Origin of the sequence: Bacillus sp. 3255 (assembly GCF_031456485.1) — a bacterium.
Taxonomy (GTDB): Bacteria; Bacillota; Bacilli; order Paenibacillales; family NBRC-103111; genus Paenibacillus_E.
Map to the genome: position 1 here is coordinate 46,330 of NZ_JAVDUS010000016.1, position 13,815 is coordinate 60,144.

Below are 13,815 nucleotides of genomic sequence, written 5' to 3' on the forward strand. Positions count from 1 at the left end.
CCTCCCAACACAGTTCATAGAGAACGTTATGGTAACATTCTACTATTCTCACTATACCATAATTAAGGAGGTAGAGAGAAAGAGTACGCCCACTAGCTGACATATACTAGAAAATATCGGCCCCTCTTATCATGGACGGATAGCTGCCCTGTCAAGGTGCAAACGCTACGGGAACAGGCCTTGCTGCATCCCCCTAACTCGGTACATACGAAGAAAGGCTGGAACGATGTACCAAGTTCATCGCCCAGCCGCAACCCCTTCTATGTGCTGCCCGGTGTAAGAACCTCCTTCAGCTTCACCATGGCCCGCTTCTGAATCCGGGAAACGCTCATCTGCGAAATGCCCAACTGGTCGGCAATTTGCCGCTGCGAGTGCCCCTCCCGGTAGATGAGGCCGATCACCTTGCGCTCTTCCTCCTTCAAACAAGTCATGGCCTCCTCGAGGTCCATCCGTCTCTCAATCGATTGAAAATCGTCTGACGCCCCGGCGATCATATCGCCGATCGTCGCGCTGTCGCCTTCGCTTGTAAGCGGAGTGTCCAGCGAGGTGTAGTGATAGTAGTCGCGCCCAGCCAGGATTTCAATCGTCTCCTCTACGCTCAATTCCAAATAAGCCGCAATTTCGTCGACATTCGGAGAGCGCTCAAGTTGGACGGTCAGCTCATCCAGAGCCCGCTGAACAAGCGTCCCTTTCTCCTTGATCCGTCTCGGAACCTGTATGTACCATGACTTGTCTCGCAAATAATTTTTCAAGTGGCCGATCAAGCTTTTCATGGCATAGGCCTCAAACGGCGTATCCATCGTGCTGTCGTATTGGGCGAACAGCTTCAACATCGACATCTGCCCGACTTGGAACAAATCTTCATATAAATCAGGACGGCTCCGTGACATTTTGCCGACCGCCATACGAACGATCGGTTCGTAGTGCAGCAGCAATTCCGTAGCCGTCTCTGGGCAAGACGTTTCCTTGTAGATTTTCATCTTCACATACATGTCATATAAAGGCTTGGAGGACGATGCATTAGCATTCATACCATCTCCTCTTTTCTGTTCAGCTGCCCTGCCAACTGCTTCTTCATGACAACCTCTGTGCCTTGGCCGCTGTTCGTCCGTACCTGTACGTCATCCATCAACGCTTGCATCAAGAATATACCTAAACCTCCCACCGCCGCTTCGCCGATCGATTTGTGATGCAGGGTAACCGCCTCGGAATCCCTCTGCACATAATGAAAGCTTGCACCCTGGTCCTTGACGGCGATCTGCAGGCAGCCATCCTGCTGCTCGAAGCGAATCTCCACTGTCCCTGACTGGGCATGTTCATAAGCATGTAATATCGCATTGTTGCAAGCTTCCGCCACCGCCACCTTCATATCTTCGATGTCTTCGAACGAAAAGCCGGCTTTAGAAGCCACTCCGTATAAGGTAAGTCGTACAATATCCAAATATTCCGCTTGGGCAGGGATCGTAAGTCCGATGTATGGGCTCATATGATTTCTTCTTTCCTTTCTGATTGACCTTGTGTTTGCAGTTGAAGCTCGCCGTTGACGAAGTAGCGGGCGACGCCCGTTATTTCGAATAAGCGCCCGATTCGGGACGGGATATGCTGTATACGGAACGGTGCGCCCATCGCGGCTCTAACTTTGAGCACGGAGACGAACATGCCGATGCCGGTACTGTCGATGTATCTTAATTCTTTGAGATCCAAGGTCAGCTGCTGATCCTTCTGGGAGACGACGGAATCCAATACGGCCGCCAGTTCGGAGGCTGCAGACAGATCAAGCTCCCCACTCAAGTATATGATATTTTCCTTATCATTCGTTTGTTTGTAGACGGTAAATTTACGTATATTCACAAGATTGACTCCTCTCTATTTCATAACACCGACGTGCGGTGATTTCTTCGCTTTTAATTTCTTCCACATTTCCAAGGAAACCTGAGCCCCTTGCCAAATCGTTTGCCATTTCCGGCTGAGTGCCGGCGTTTCTGTCGGTAAGCGCGTTTGCTTGACGGCATCGATGAGGCCCGTTGCCGATTGCTTCACGGAGCTCGTCAGCTCATGGATCACTTGGCCGATATCGTTCACAGAGCTGAACAAATGATTCAGCTTAGCCAGCTTCCCTCGAACATCGACAGCCATTTCATTCGTATTGAGAATGACATCCTGCACTTCTGAAGAAATTTGCGATACCTCTTCCTTCATCTGGCCCATTGTCAGAGTGATTTGATCCAAAGAAAGCTTCAGCGATTTCAAGGTTTGGATGAGATAGAAGACAAGGAATACGAACGCTACGGCAGCAATGGCTGCGCTAATTTGGACTAACATACCAATCACCCCTGTTTGCTTGATTACTTATCAATACCCCGAACCTTCGCGGATGAAACACTCCGAACAAATTTCCGGCATCGTTTCAAAAGTCACCGCACAGGGTACGTACATGGTAAGAAAGTAAGAAACAACCTTACCCAATGAATGGAGGAATTACTCATGGTGAAAACAGCAACCAAAACAAACGCGGTTACCGACATCCTGGACAAGCAGGTCGCCAACTTCTCAATTCTGTATATGAAGCTGCATAACTATCATTGGTATGTGAAAGGCGAGAATTTCTTCACGCTGCATATCAAATTCGAAGAGCTATACACCGAAGCTGCGCTCCATCTGGACGTCATCGCGGAACGCATGCTCTCGCTGCGTGCGGTGCCGACGGCGACCCTGCAGGAGCACCTGGAGCTCTCCTCCATCAAAGAAGCGGCTAAGGGGGCGTCTGCAGGGGACATGGTGAAACAGCTGGCCGACGACTTCAACACGGTTTGCACGGAGCTGACCGAAGCCATCGAGCTGGCTGAGGAGAGCAAGGACCAGCCAACAGCGGACATGCTGATCGGGATTCGCTCCTCGCTGGAGAAACACAGCTGGATGCTTCAAGCATATCTCGGATAATCAAGAAAGGCTGTTCACCGTAGGTGAACAGCCTTTCTTGCGAGTTGCGGAAATACGGCTCGCTATTGGGCGAATCCCCGCAGTACCACGGGACCAAGCATAGAGCTTCCAATATCCGCTGCTGCCCACCTTGCAGGCCTGCCATAAGCAAAAAGCTCACCCCAAAGCCGGTATGAACCGATTTGGGGCGAGCTTTCGTCTTAAACATATTTCACTAGTGTAACTTCGGTTCCCTGTGCGGTGTTCACGGACACCTCATCGACCAGTGCCTGCATCAAGTACATACCGAGGCCTCCGGATTGCAGCTCGCTCACCGGACCGGAAGCCGGCACGGCCGGCGGCTCCGCTGGCCACTGGTAGTCGAAACCGGGGCCGTCATCCTTCACCTTCACGGTCAGCTTGCCATCCCCCAGCTCATAGCTGATCTGGATCTGGCCTACGGGAGACGAGGTCTCCCCGTGAAGCACCGCATTGTTGCAGGCTTCCGAGACCGCGACTTTCAGATCCTCGATGTCCTCGTAAGAGAAGCCCATCTTGGACGCAATACCATACAGGCTAAGCCTGACGATATCCAAATATTCCGCTGCTGCGGGGATATGCAGTCGAACGACATTCATGCGCTTCCTTCGATCCCTTCATTCAGAAATCCGGAGATACCCGTCAGATCGAAGAGCCGTCTAATGCCGGAAGGAACGTTGCGCACCGCGAACGGCGCCTTCAACTCGTCCCGGATCTTCATGGCGGAGACCACAATGCCGATCCCTGTGCTGTCTATATATTTGAGCTCGCCTACTTCGAGAACTAATGCCTTGTCGGTCCGCTGCACGACCGCTTCGAGCGCATGGCGGAACGTTAGAGCCGCCGCCAAATCAAGCTCTCCGCGGAGATGAAGCTGTATGGATGTCTCCAATTCTTCCTGATCAATCTGGAACTTGACTGTTGACATGAGCCACACTCCTTTTATCGTCTTTGCTCCTTCAAGTGTAACAAGCGTCCGAGCTTTACACAAGCTTTGCGGCGAGGCCGGCCTCTTAAGCAGTTGCAGGAAAACGGCTCACCAGCCGAACAATCCTGCTACGAGGACAATACACCGTGCTTCTCACCGACATATGGGTGGGTGTACTCGCCGCGAACGACCGTTTCCCGCTCAATCGTGACCTCTTTGTCCAAAATCACCTTGTCCAAGACCGCTCCCGCCTCGATGACGCAATCGTGCATAATAACGCTGTTACGCACTTGGGCACCCGGCTGAACGGCAACGCCGGCGAATAAGATGCTGTTCTCCACATACCCCTCTATCCGGCAGCCCGGCGCCACGAAGGCATTGCGAATCAAAGCTTGCGGGTGGCAGGCTATCGCCTGCTCCTCATTCGGCCGTGTGTAAACAGCCTCTTGATGCTGCATGAACTGCCGCCACCCTTGCGGCTGCAAAAGGTGCATACTGTGAGCGTAGTAACTATCGATGGAGTCAATGTTAGCGGCATAGCCATGGTTCATGAACCCATGCACATCCAGCTCGTCCAAGTGAGCCCACACAAGCTCGCTCATAGTCAGACTGCGCTGTTGCTTCGCTCGGAACCGGCCGAGATCGATCAGCAGGTCCCGCTTCATGATGAACGTGTCCAAGCCGATATTTTGCGGCGATTGATCCGGCAGCGCATGATAGGCAGGGACGGCTTGCACCACACGGCCATGCTCGTTCATCTCCAAGCGGTACGCTTGTCCCATATGCGCATAAGAGTCCAGCTCGCTCCAATGCTTGTAGAGCACGGTAATGTCCGCGCCGCTGCCGATATGGTCCTCCATCATTCGCTCGTACGGCGATAGATAAATGACGCTGCTGGGTGCAATCAACACGTACGTTTCCTGCCTGGATTGCAACGCATCAAGGCAGTTACGGCCGTACGGCCAGTCGCCATACGCTTCATGCAGCGTCTCCAGCGTCTCGAGGCCATGGTGACGGCCGTCTCCCATATGCCGAAGCAGCGAGTCCGCTTTGGGACTCGGCAGCACGGCGACCTTCCGAATGCCGGCACGGCTCAGATTGGACAGCGCAAAGTCGGCCAACCGGTACCGGCCCCCGAAGGGGACGGCGCCTGTACACCGGCAGCGTGTGAGCGCGGACAAATGAGCCCCGTCGTTCATCAGGTCGATCATACCGAGAACATGTTCCATAAAGCATCCTCCTTCGGACCCGGCGGGCTAAATGAAATTCAACCGCGTTCCCGTCAGCTTGGCAGGAAGCGCAGCCGGGTAAGCCCGTCCCACAACCGTGCGTTCGCCGATCACGGTGATGCCGGGTTCGCCCGGCTTTCCTACGATGGCGCCGTCTTTGATCACAGAGCCTTCGCCGACAATAGCATTCAGCACGAGTGCATGGCGCCCGATCTGTACGCCCGGCATAATTACACTGTTCAGCACCCGGCTGTGATCGCCTACGCTCACGCCGTCGAACAGCACGGAATGGCTGACATTGCCGTATATGGACACGCCATCGCCGATTTCCGCATTATTGACACGGGCATCCAGCGCCACATGGCTCTGCGGAAGATTGCGCCGCCTGGTCAGTACGGGCCAAAGCTCCGGTTCCAATTGCAGCTTCGGATGATAGCCGAGCAAATCCATGTGAGACTCCCAGAGACTCTCGACTGTGCCGACGTCCTTCCAATACCCCTCGAATGGGTAGGCGGATAGATGGACGCCGGAGGCCAGTAAGCCTGGCATAATGTCCTGCCCGAAATCATGGCTTGACGCCGTATGCCCGGCATCCTGTTCCAAGCTCGCCTGCAGAGTCTTCCAGTTAAAAATATAGATTCCCATCGAAGCCAGATTGCTCTGCGGTCTGAACGGCTTCTCGACGAACTCGGTAATCCGGTCCCGCTTATCAGTGGTAACAATACCGAACCTGCTCGCCTCCTCCCACTTGACAGGCATAACCGCCAAGGTGACGTCGGCCCCCGAAGCCTGGTGATGCTTCAGCATTTTGCGGTAATCCATGTTATAGATATGATCGCCCGAAAGAATGAGAACATAGCTCGGGTTATACGCCCGAAGATAGTCCAGATTCTGATAGATGGCATTCGCTGTTCCCGAGTAGGCATTGGATGCGCCAGCCTTCCGGTCCAAAATCGTAATTCCCCCGCTGCCGGCACCGGCCCAGACGTCCCCGCTCCCAATATGCGCATGCAATGCGGCAGGCTTGTACTGCGTTAACACGCCGACCGTACCGATCCCCGAATGACGGCAATTGCTTAGTGCAAAATCGATAATCCGGTATTTGCCTCCGAAGTGAACCGCCGGCTTCGCCATATGCTGGGTGAGCGGACGAAGTCTGCTGCCTTCGCCTCCGGCTAACAGCATAGCCACACATTCCTGCTTTCTCATCTGAATCTCATCCTTCCGTTTGAGTTTGTTTGAACATCACTGCCGCCAGGGGCGGTATCGTAACTGCAATACTATAAGGACGATTCTGACACGACCATTCTTCGGCTATGAGGACAGGAGCGTTCATTACGCCCGAACCGCCATATTCGTGCCGATCGCTGTTAAAGACTTCCTGGTACCGCGCAGGCTTGGCAACCCCTATGCGATAGCCCTCATGCGGCTCCGGCCTAAAGTTGCAGACGACCATCAACGACTCCTCATCGTCCTTCCCCTGCCGGGTAAACTGCACCAACCCGTCCGAGGCCCCCTCCAAGTCTGCATCCTCGAACCCGCTAGGGTCGAAGTCCTGCTCCCACAGTGCTTTCTCCGATATGTAAAAATGGTTCAAAGCCGCCGTATACTGCCGAAGCTGTTCATGCGCCGGGTCCTTCAGCAGCTCCCAGTCGAGCGCCGCTTCAGGCCTCCACTCCCGCATCTGGCCGAATTCGCTGCCCATGAACAGCAGCTTTTTGCCCGGATGGGCGATCATGTAAGCGTAAAGTACGCGCAGATTTGCGAAGCGCTGCCAGCTGTCGGTTCCCGACATTTTGCCAAGCAACGATTTATCCGGCTCTACCATTTCATCATGCGCATAAGGAAGAATGTAATTCTCCTTCCGCGCCTCTTCCAGCGAATGTGTGAGCTGCGGCTTCAGGCCTGTCCGTTCTTCATCGCTTTTCTTCATGTAATCGAGCGTATGCCATGAGAAGCTCAGGTTCCATTTGTAATTGAAACCTAATCCGCCCTGGTCGCCCCCCCGTGTCACACCGGGAAACGAGCTCGAGTCCTCGGCCATCATCAAGGCATCCGGGTATCTCGCGAAAACGACCGCATTCAGCTTCCGGAGAAACGCGATGCCTTCCAGATTCTCCTCGCCTCCCTGCTCGTTCGTGATGCAGTCCTCCGCCTTTCTGCCGAAATTCAGTGTCAGCATGCTGTATACCGCATCTACCCGCAGTCCGTCGATATGATAAACGTCCATCCAGAATAGCGCATTGGAGATCAGGAAGCTTTGCACTTCCGGCTTCCCGTAATCAAACACGTGTGTCCCCCACGTCGGATGATCTCCTTTGCGGTTGTCCGCATATTCATACAGCGGCGTTCCGTCGAACCGGGCCAAGCCATGCGCGTCTTTGCAGAAGTGTGCCGGCACCCAATCCATAAGGACGCCGATTCCCCGCTGATGGCAGCGGTCCACCAAATACATGAACTCCTGCGGGGTGCCGAACCGGCTTGTCACCGAGTAATACCCGGTCACCTGATACCCCCACGATTGGTCGAGCGGATGCTCGGCAAGCGGCATCAACTCAATATGCGTGAAGCCGTGTTCGGCCACGTAATCGACCAACTGGTCGGCTATCTCCACGTAACTGTAGAAGCCCCCATCCTCCTTGCGCTTCCAGCTTCCCAAGTGCACTTCATAAATCAATAATGGCTGACGCAACAACCCGCTCTCAGCTTTCCCGGACAGCCATTCCCCGTCCTGCCAAACATAGCCGTCCAGCGAGGTAACTCTGGAGGCGGTCCCAGGGCGAAGCTCCGAAGAGAAGGCGTACGGATCCGCTTTCAAATAACATTCATCGTCCAGTGTGATAATTTCATATTTGTACAGCGTACCTTCCTCAAGCTCCGGTATGAACAGCGTCCATACGCCATCCGAGGCCGTCATGCCATGATGTCGGCCATCCCAGCCGTTGAAGCTGCCGGATACGTTCACCTGCTTCGCATTGGGCGCCCAGACGGCGAAGTGAACGCCTCTAACGGAATCCCTCTCTACGATGTGAGCCCCTAGAAATCGGTAGCTTTGATACTGCGTACCCTCGTGTAATAAATAAATCGCGTCCGGATTGGGTGCTGAGGCCATGGTCATTCCCTATTCCTCCCCGCTGATTAAATTCATACACGTTATTACACACGCTTGGGCCGATTGAAACAAAAAACGCACAAATTTCCCATTATCAGGGTAATTTTGTGCGTTCTGCTCTACATTTTTCAGGAGACGCTCACCATCACAAGACACATATCATCCTGCGGCGTTTCGCTTTGTTCGCGGGCATCTAACCGTTCGACAAAACCTTCGGGGTCGTGCCCGTTTGCGGACAGCAAACCCATCTTGATTGCTGCCACTCCATCCCGTTCTTCCTCATCCAGCCATTCCGACAAACCGTCCGTGAACAACACGATCCGGGCTTCCTGCTCATAGCGCAGCCGGCCCTTCGTCACTTCTATGTCCCCAAAAAAGCCAATTGCACAGCATCCCTCCGTCAGCTCGCGAGCCTCGCCGTCCACCAGCGCAAGTCCGGCCGGATGCCCCGCATTGACATATTCGATCGTATGCTGCTCCGTATCGATGAGCATATAGATCGCCGTAAAATAGTAATTGATCAAGCTATCCGGCTGATGCAGCTGATACATCCTCGCGTTCAGCTCCCGCATGACGCCTTCCGGATCGCCGATATGCGCAATCGTATCCTTCAAAGCCGAGTAAATATACATGCACACAAGCGATGAAGAAATCCCGTGTCCCATCATATCGAGCAGAATAACCCCGTAACGGCCCGGTCCGACCGGATACCACGCGTAGAAATCACCAGCCAGCTCGGAAGAAGGCTTATAGACGGCGGAGATTTGAATATTCTCCTGATCGATCGGGCTGCTGAGCACGCTGCGCTGGACTTGCTTCGCCAGGTCGAGCTCGGTTTTGATCCGCTTGTCGCGTTCCTTGTGCCAATCTTTCTCATATTTCAAACGAAGCGTAGACCGGATACGGGCCAGAAGCTCCACCTTATTGATCGGTTTCATCACATAATCCAGCGCACCGGCGTCCAAAGCTTCCGCAAGCTTGTTGGAATCGCCCATGGCCGTTACGAAAATAATCGGGATATCCCGCAGCCTCGCGTCTGCTTGAATCGTGCGGCAAGCCTCCACGCCATCGATTTCCGGCATCATCATATCCATAAGAATCAAATCCACCTGCACGTCGACCGGGCTGGGCGAATTCATATCCAGTAATTGATACAGCTCTTTGGCGGAGGACACCATCGTGAGATCGGTATATCCGGCTTTCAGCAAAATTTTCTCGACAATGAGCAAATTCGTGGCGTTATCGTCGACAATGACAATACTCATCGGTAGAACCCCTTTCGGGCAAAAGTTAACAGAAACCCTTACCATAGTTTACCATAGTTCACTACCAAAAGATCTTCCACTAAATTACTACCCATTTCAGAAAATTTCAATCATATGCACTCAGGCGAAGACAGATCGACGGGAAGGCCGTTGTTTCAAAACAATGGCGGCAGGGTACAAGCAGGTATGCAAGCAGGATCCCATTACCCCAATAAAAGGAGAGATGACTTATGAGTGAAGCAGTCGAAACAAACAGAGGCGGTTTATGGTTAGGCTTATTGATCGGCGGTGCTGTTGGCGCTGCAACCTCGTTGTTGTTAGCCCCTAAAGCGGGGGCACAGATGCGGCAGGACTTGTCAAACACCTATCGGACTATCAACGATAAAATGAACCAACTCGCTTCCACCTTAGGGCAAAAAACGCACGAGCTTGCCGGAAAAGCCAGCGATAAGGCGCAGGCTATGGCGGATAAGGCCGGAGATACGATGCAAGAGTTCACTGAGAAGGCCAGCGAGACCGCTCAGGCTTTGAGCCAGAAAGCCGGAGATACGCTGCAGGAAATCGGCGACAAGGTCAGCGATAAGGCTCAGGCGTTGTCACGCGATGCTGGCGATAAGGCGCACGAGATTGGCGACAAGGTCGGCGATAAGGCTCAGGCGCTGTCACGCGAGGCCGGCGATAAAGCGCACGAGATTGGCGACAAGGTCGGCGATAAGGCTCAGGCGTTGTCACGCGATGCTGGCGATAAAGCGCAAGAGATTGGCGACAAAGTCGGCGATAAGGCTCAGGCGCTGTCTCGCGAGGCCGGCGATAAAGCGCAAGAGATTGGCGACAAGGTCGGCGATAAGGCTCAGGCGTTGTCACGCGATGCTGGCGATAAAGCGCAAGAGATTGGCGACAAGTTCGGCGATAAGGCCGCCAAGCATACGACTGCGTCTATGCAGTCGGTCAAACCCGCCTACTTCAGCGGGAGGCATTAAGCTTCCCGTCTCCCCTGCTCATCGAAAGGAGAGGAATCGAATGGATAAAAACTTGCTGCACCGTCAACTGACGGATCAAGGCTTGAGGCGTGTTGATTATACGGAGAAAGCCGTGTATCAACTGGACATTTACAGCGAGGCGACCGCCGCTTCCTATCCGCTCAGGCTTACCGCGATTACCACGGAGCACGGCAATACCACCGTGTACTTCCACGAGGCCGACTTCCCGGAGAACAGATTCGTTCCCCTGGAAGTGCGCCGTGCCGCGCTGGATAAGCTGATCGAGCTGGAGCGGCTCTGCAACGGCTCCTCCGGCAAATCTCTGGAAGAAGCCAATAATGGCTCCATGGCCCAGGATTTGGACGAAATGAAGAAGCTCGGCAGCGAGATGAAGCACATGAAGACGAACAGCGAGCTCATGGAGAAGAATCTGATCCCCGATCCGATTCAGTAAAAAAAGGTTGGCAGGAATCACATCCTGCCAACCTTTTTGGTGCCCATAGGGAACTGTAAGCCGCTATTTCGGCCAAATCCGGCCTATCTCGGGTTGCAGGCGAACTACAGTGCCTTATTCCGCCCAATTCCCCTGCAATCCAGCCCTAGACCGCCAAATAGCGCATCCTATTTCCCATTGAACCGCTAATCAGCCTATTTCAGGCCTAATAACGCACTCAATTTCCGCTACTAGATGCCTCTAACCGCATCAAACCTCAAGCTTCCGGCAGCCGGTTAGTCATGCTTTCGGCTGTACCATATCCTCCGGCCGCACATAACTGTCAAATTGCTCCTCCGTCAAGTAGCCGCTGCGCACAGCCGACTCCTTCAGTGTCAGCCCTTCCTTATGAGCCTGCTTCGCGATGCTGGCCGCCTTCTCATATCCGATATGCGGGTTAAGCGCGGTAACCAGCATGAGCGACTGCTCGAGATTGCGCTGAATCACCGCGCGATTCGGCTCCATGCCCACGAGGCAGTTGTCGTTGAACGAGCGCATGCTGTCCGCCAGCAGCCGCACGGACTGCAGGAAGTTGTGAATAATCACGGGCTTGAACACATTCAGCTCGAAGTTGCCCTGGCTGGCGGCGAAGCCGATGGCCGCATCGTTGCCCATGACCTGGCACACGACCATCGTCATCGCTTCGCTCTGGGTCGGGTTCACCTTGCCCGGCATGATCGAGGAGCCGGGCTCGTTCTCAGGGATCGTAATCTCGCCGATCCCGCAGCGAGGTCCGCTCGCCAGCCATCGCACGTCGTTGGCGATCTTCATCAGGTTCGCCGCGAGCGCCTTCAGCGCGCCATGTGCGTACACGATCTGATCATGGCTGGTCAGCGCATGAAACTTGTTGGCCGCAGAGACGAAGCGCGTGCCCGTCTCACGTGATAGCTGCTCGGCGACGCGGGCGCCGAACTCCGGATGCGCGTTAAGCCCCGTGCCGACCGCCGTACCGCCGATCGCCAGCTCGCGCATCGCATCCAAGCTGCTGCGGACCATGCGCCCGGTCTGCTCGAGCATTGCCCACCAGCCGCTGATCTCCTGCCCCAGCGTCAGCGGGGTGGCGTCCTGCAGGTGGGTGCGGCCGATTTTCACGATGGAGTCATAAGCCATCATCTTGCTGTGCAGCGTAGCCTGCAGCAGCTCCAGCGCAGGCAGCAGCTCCTGCTCTACCGCGAGAACACCGGCGACGTGCATCGCGGTAGGGAACGTATCGTTCGAGCTCTGCGAGCGATTGACGTCGTCGTTGGGGTGAATACGCGCGGCTCCCTCCCCAAGAAGCTCCGTACCGCGGTGCGCGATCACCTCGTTGACATTCATGTTCGACTGCGTGCCGCTGCCGGTCTGCCAAACGACAAGCGGGAACTCGGCCTGCCAGCGTCCCTGCACGATCTCATCAGCCGCTTGCGCGATAGCATCCGCTTTCTCCGGCGATAGTCCGCCCAGCTCGCGGTTGACTTGGGCCGCGGCTTTTTTCAATAAAGCAAAAGCTCCGATCAACCGCTCCGGCATCCGCTCGGTCCCGATTTTGAAATTCTCATAACTGCGCTGCGTCTGAGCCCCCCACAACTTATCCACAGGCACTCTGATTTCACCCATCGTATCTCGTTCAATCCGGTATTGCTGCTCCATGATAGATCCTCCTTAATTAGGCTTGAACAGCCGATATGAACTGTTAACCACACACGAACCATGGCCAAACACATGAGAGATAGTTTACCCAAATTGTGGGGCGCTATGAGCCATAAACTGGTTTTCCATAGGTTAATCAAGCTATAATCGAGCAAGAATGAGTTTAAGCGAGTACATACTACAAAACCACCTGTCCCGCAGGTTCCCAAAGGAGCTCTCACACATGGAATCCAAACTAGCTATCGTCGTCCGCTCAACGGAGATCGATGTGAACGGCCACGTCAACAATGCTAAATATTTGGAATATCTCGAATGGGGTCGCGAGGAATGGTATGAGCTCAGCGAGCTCTCCTACGATACCTTCGGCGCGATGGGCATTCAAACCGTCACGGTCAACATCAACATCAATTACAAAAAAGAATGCAAACAAGGCGAGCATCTGACCATCACTTGCCGTCCCGAACGTATCGGCCGAACCAGCTACGTGCTGAAGCAGGAAATTTATAACGAGCAGGGAACACTGTGCGCGGACGCGCTGGTAACGAGCGTGACCATGGACAGCACGACGCGCAAAAGCGTGGAGGCGCCAGAAGCTTTACGGAAGCATTTTAGCTAGAAGTTAAAGGCTCTTTGTGGATAACTTTTGCCCCAGCGGTGTGGGCATGCCGTCCATGCTGGTCATATTTTTCTGCTGCCAGTATTCAAGCAAGCCCTCTTCGCCCTTCCCGGCCGCCCACTTCTGCAACGTGTTCCGCTCGCCTTCGTAGTTGTAGAATGGAACACTGAAGCCGCAGGAGGTTTTGACCTCGTGGACGTGTACGGCAATAATTTGCCGGGCTCCGGGCAGCATCGTAAACCGGGGGGCCAGCGCCTCCCATTCCGGTGTATCCGGCAAAATAACGCGCCCCTGCCCATACAACCTCAGAATCATCGGCGGCCCTTCAAAGGCAGTGAACATCACGGTAATTCGCCCGTTCTCCTCGAGATGCGCACTCGTCTCGTTGCCGCTTCCGGTCAAATCCAAATATGCCACTTCATTGGCATTCACAATGCGCAGCACGTCATGCCCCTTCGGCGAAAGATTCACATGCCCCTCCCCCGATAATGGAGCCGACCCCACGAAAAAGATATGCTGCTTGGCAATAAACGCTTCGTGCTCAGGTAAGATCGACTCGAATGATTTCCCCATTCCCCATCCACACCCTTCCATTTTCTTCTATT

Annotated in this window: 16 protein-coding genes; 4 read left to right on the top strand and 12 right to left on the bottom strand. The window is 54.3% G+C overall.

Annotated features, from left to right (window positions below; all coding sequences use genetic code 11):
• Nucleotides 1-260 precede the first annotated feature (260 nt).
• The 4 genes from J2X61_RS22800 to J2X61_RS22815 are packed head-to-tail and all read right to left on the bottom strand — an operon-like array spanning nucleotide 261 to nucleotide 2,322.
• Nucleotides 261-1,031, bottom strand: a complete 771-nt coding sequence (locus tag J2X61_RS22800; RefSeq protein WP_274472152.1) for a sigma-70 family RNA polymerase sigma factor — start codon at nucleotides 1,029-1,031, stop codon at nucleotides 261-263.
• Nucleotides 1,028-1,486, bottom strand: a complete 459-nt coding sequence (gene rsbW / locus J2X61_RS22805; RefSeq protein WP_274472151.1) for an anti-sigma B factor RsbW — start codon at nucleotides 1,484-1,486, stop codon at nucleotides 1,028-1,030. Before rsbW (J2X61_RS22805) ends, J2X61_RS22800 begins: the two co-directional genes overlap by 4 nt.
• A complete protein-coding gene (locus tag J2X61_RS22810; RefSeq protein WP_310190801.1) occupies nucleotides 1,483-1,851 on the bottom strand; it encodes an STAS domain-containing protein in 369 nt (122 codons plus the stop codon). The genes rsbW (J2X61_RS22805) and J2X61_RS22810 overlap by 4 nt, the downstream gene beginning before the upstream one ends.
• A 15-nt stretch (nucleotides 1,852-1,866) precedes the next feature.
• Nucleotides 1,867-2,322, bottom strand: coding sequence for a DUF948 domain-containing protein (locus tag J2X61_RS22815; protein WP_274472149.1), 456 nt, complete (start codon nucleotides 2,320-2,322; stop codon nucleotides 1,867-1,869).
• A 162-nt stretch (nucleotides 2,323-2,484) separates the two neighbouring features.
• On the opposite strand from J2X61_RS22815, the gene J2X61_RS22820 reads away from it, so the two are divergent.
• Nucleotides 2,485-2,940, top strand: coding sequence for a Dps family protein (locus J2X61_RS22820; protein WP_274472148.1), 456 nt, complete (start codon nucleotides 2,485-2,487; stop codon nucleotides 2,938-2,940).
• Nucleotides 2,941-3,140: 200 nt separating this feature from the next.
• Here J2X61_RS22820 and rsbW (J2X61_RS22825) read toward each other — a convergent pair whose 3' ends face one another.
• The 6 genes from rsbW (J2X61_RS22825) to J2X61_RS22850 form a co-directional block, all read right to left on the bottom strand.
• Nucleotides 3,141-3,557 carry an anti-sigma B factor RsbW gene (gene rsbW / locus J2X61_RS22825; protein ID WP_310190804.1) on the bottom strand — a complete coding sequence of 139 codons (417 nt, stop codon included), beginning with the start codon at nucleotides 3,555-3,557 and terminating at the stop codon, nucleotides 3,141-3,143.
• Nucleotides 3,554-3,886 carry an STAS domain-containing protein gene (locus J2X61_RS22830; protein ID WP_274472146.1) on the bottom strand — a complete coding sequence of 111 codons (333 nt, stop codon included), beginning with the start codon at nucleotides 3,884-3,886 and terminating at the stop codon, nucleotides 3,554-3,556. Before J2X61_RS22830 ends, rsbW (J2X61_RS22825) begins: the two co-directional genes overlap by 4 nt.
• Before the next feature lie 128 nt (nucleotides 3,887-4,014).
• The gene (glgD, locus tag J2X61_RS22835; RefSeq protein ID WP_310190807.1) at nucleotides 4,015-5,115 is read right to left on the bottom strand and encodes a glucose-1-phosphate adenylyltransferase subunit GlgD; all 1,101 of its coding nucleotides are present in this window, start codon (nucleotides 5,113-5,115) and stop codon (nucleotides 4,015-4,017) included.
• Nucleotides 5,116-5,142: 27 nt separating this feature from the next.
• Entirely contained in the window at nucleotides 5,143-6,324 is a 1,182-nt protein-coding gene (locus J2X61_RS22840; RefSeq protein ID WP_310190810.1) for a glucose-1-phosphate adenylyltransferase, read from the bottom strand.
• A gap of 7 nt (nucleotides 6,325-6,331) precedes the next feature.
• A complete protein-coding gene (gene glgB / locus J2X61_RS22845) occupies nucleotides 6,332-8,233 on the bottom strand; it encodes a 1,4-alpha-glucan branching protein GlgB (protein WP_310190812.1) in 1,902 nt (633 codons plus the stop codon).
• Between the two features lie 122 nt (nucleotides 8,234-8,355).
• Complete coding sequence (locus J2X61_RS22850) at nucleotides 8,356-9,492, bottom strand: PP2C family protein-serine/threonine phosphatase (protein ID WP_310190815.1); 1,137 nt, start codon at nucleotides 9,490-9,492, stop codon at nucleotides 8,356-8,358.
• A gap of 230 nt (nucleotides 9,493-9,722) precedes the next feature.
• Between J2X61_RS22850 and J2X61_RS22855 the strand changes: the two genes are divergently transcribed.
• Both J2X61_RS22855 and J2X61_RS22860 read left to right on the top strand, forming a co-directional pair.
• Nucleotides 9,723-10,472: a YtxH domain-containing protein gene (locus J2X61_RS22855; RefSeq protein ID WP_310190817.1), complete on the top strand. Its 750-nt coding sequence runs from the start codon at nucleotides 9,723-9,725 to the stop codon at nucleotides 10,470-10,472.
• A gap of 40 nt (nucleotides 10,473-10,512) precedes the next feature.
• Entirely contained in the window at nucleotides 10,513-10,926 is a 414-nt protein-coding gene (locus tag J2X61_RS22860; RefSeq protein ID WP_310190820.1) for a hypothetical protein, read from the top strand.
• 279 nt (nucleotides 10,927-11,205) lie between these two features.
• Here the strand turns inward: J2X61_RS22860 and fumC are convergent, their stop codons facing one another.
• Nucleotides 11,206-12,594, bottom strand: coding sequence for a class II fumarate hydratase (gene fumC, locus J2X61_RS22865; protein WP_274472139.1), 1,389 nt, complete (start codon nucleotides 12,592-12,594; stop codon nucleotides 11,206-11,208).
• A gap of 223 nt (nucleotides 12,595-12,817) precedes the next feature.
• Between fumC and J2X61_RS22870 the strand changes: the two genes are divergently transcribed.
• On the top strand, nucleotides 12,818-13,210 hold the full coding sequence (locus J2X61_RS22870) for an acyl-CoA thioesterase (RefSeq protein ID WP_338000780.1): 393 nt from the start codon (nucleotides 12,818-12,820) through the stop codon (nucleotides 13,208-13,210).
• A 3-nt stretch (nucleotides 13,211-13,213) separates the two neighbouring features.
• Here J2X61_RS22870 and J2X61_RS22875 read toward each other — a convergent pair whose 3' ends face one another.
• Nucleotides 13,214-13,783, bottom strand: coding sequence for a pyridoxamine 5'-phosphate oxidase family protein (locus tag J2X61_RS22875; protein ID WP_274472137.1), 570 nt, complete (start codon nucleotides 13,781-13,783; stop codon nucleotides 13,214-13,216).
• Nucleotides 13,784-13,815: the final 32 nt, after the last annotated feature.

What these genes read in the sequence shown, in the direction of transcription:
- J2X61_RS22800 (WP_274472152.1), bottom strand. Translation starts at nt 1,031, where the DNA reads ATGAATGCTAATGCATCGTCCTCCAAGCCTTTATATGACATGTATGTG.
- rsbW (WP_274472151.1), bottom strand. Translation starts at nt 1,486, where the DNA reads ATGAGCCCATACATCGGACTTACGATCCCTGCCCAAGCGGAATATTTG.
- J2X61_RS22815 (WP_274472149.1), bottom strand. Translation starts at nt 2,322, where the DNA reads ATGTTAGTCCAAATTAGCGCAGCCATTGCTGCCGTAGCGTTCGTATTC.
- J2X61_RS22820 (WP_274472148.1), top strand. Translation starts at nt 2,485, where the DNA reads ATGGTGAAAACAGCAACCAAAACAAACGCGGTTACCGACATCCTGGAC.
- rsbW (WP_310190804.1), bottom strand. Translation starts at nt 3,557, where the DNA reads ATGAATGTCGTTCGACTGCATATCCCCGCAGCAGCGGAATATTTGGAT.
- J2X61_RS22830 (WP_274472146.1), bottom strand. Translation starts at nt 3,886, where the DNA reads ATGTCAACAGTCAAGTTCCAGATTGATCAGGAAGAATTGGAGACATCC.
- glgD (WP_310190807.1), bottom strand. Translation starts at nt 5,115, where the DNA reads ATGGAACATGTTCTCGGTATGATCGACCTGATGAACGACGGGGCTCAT.
- J2X61_RS22840 (WP_310190810.1), bottom strand. Translation starts at nt 6,324, where the DNA reads ATGAGAAAGCAGGAATGTGTGGCTATGCTGTTAGCCGGAGGCGAAGGC.
- glgB (WP_310190812.1), bottom strand. Translation starts at nt 8,233, where the DNA reads ATGACCATGGCCTCAGCACCCAATCCGGACGCGATTTATTTATTACAC.
- J2X61_RS22850 (WP_310190815.1), bottom strand. Translation starts at nt 9,492, where the DNA reads ATGAGTATTGTCATTGTCGACGATAACGCCACGAATTTGCTCATTGTC.
- J2X61_RS22855 (WP_310190817.1), top strand. Translation starts at nt 9,723, where the DNA reads ATGAGTGAAGCAGTCGAAACAAACAGAGGCGGTTTATGGTTAGGCTTA.
- J2X61_RS22860 (WP_310190820.1), top strand. Translation starts at nt 10,513, where the DNA reads ATGGATAAAAACTTGCTGCACCGTCAACTGACGGATCAAGGCTTGAGG.
- fumC (WP_274472139.1), bottom strand. Translation starts at nt 12,594, where the DNA reads ATGGAGCAGCAATACCGGATTGAACGAGATACGATGGGTGAAATCAGA.
- J2X61_RS22870 (WP_338000780.1), top strand. Translation starts at nt 12,818, where the DNA reads ATGGAATCCAAACTAGCTATCGTCGTCCGCTCAACGGAGATCGATGTG.
- J2X61_RS22875 (WP_274472137.1), bottom strand. Translation starts at nt 13,783, where the DNA reads ATGGGGAAATCATTCGAGTCGATCTTACCTGAGCACGAAGCGTTTATT.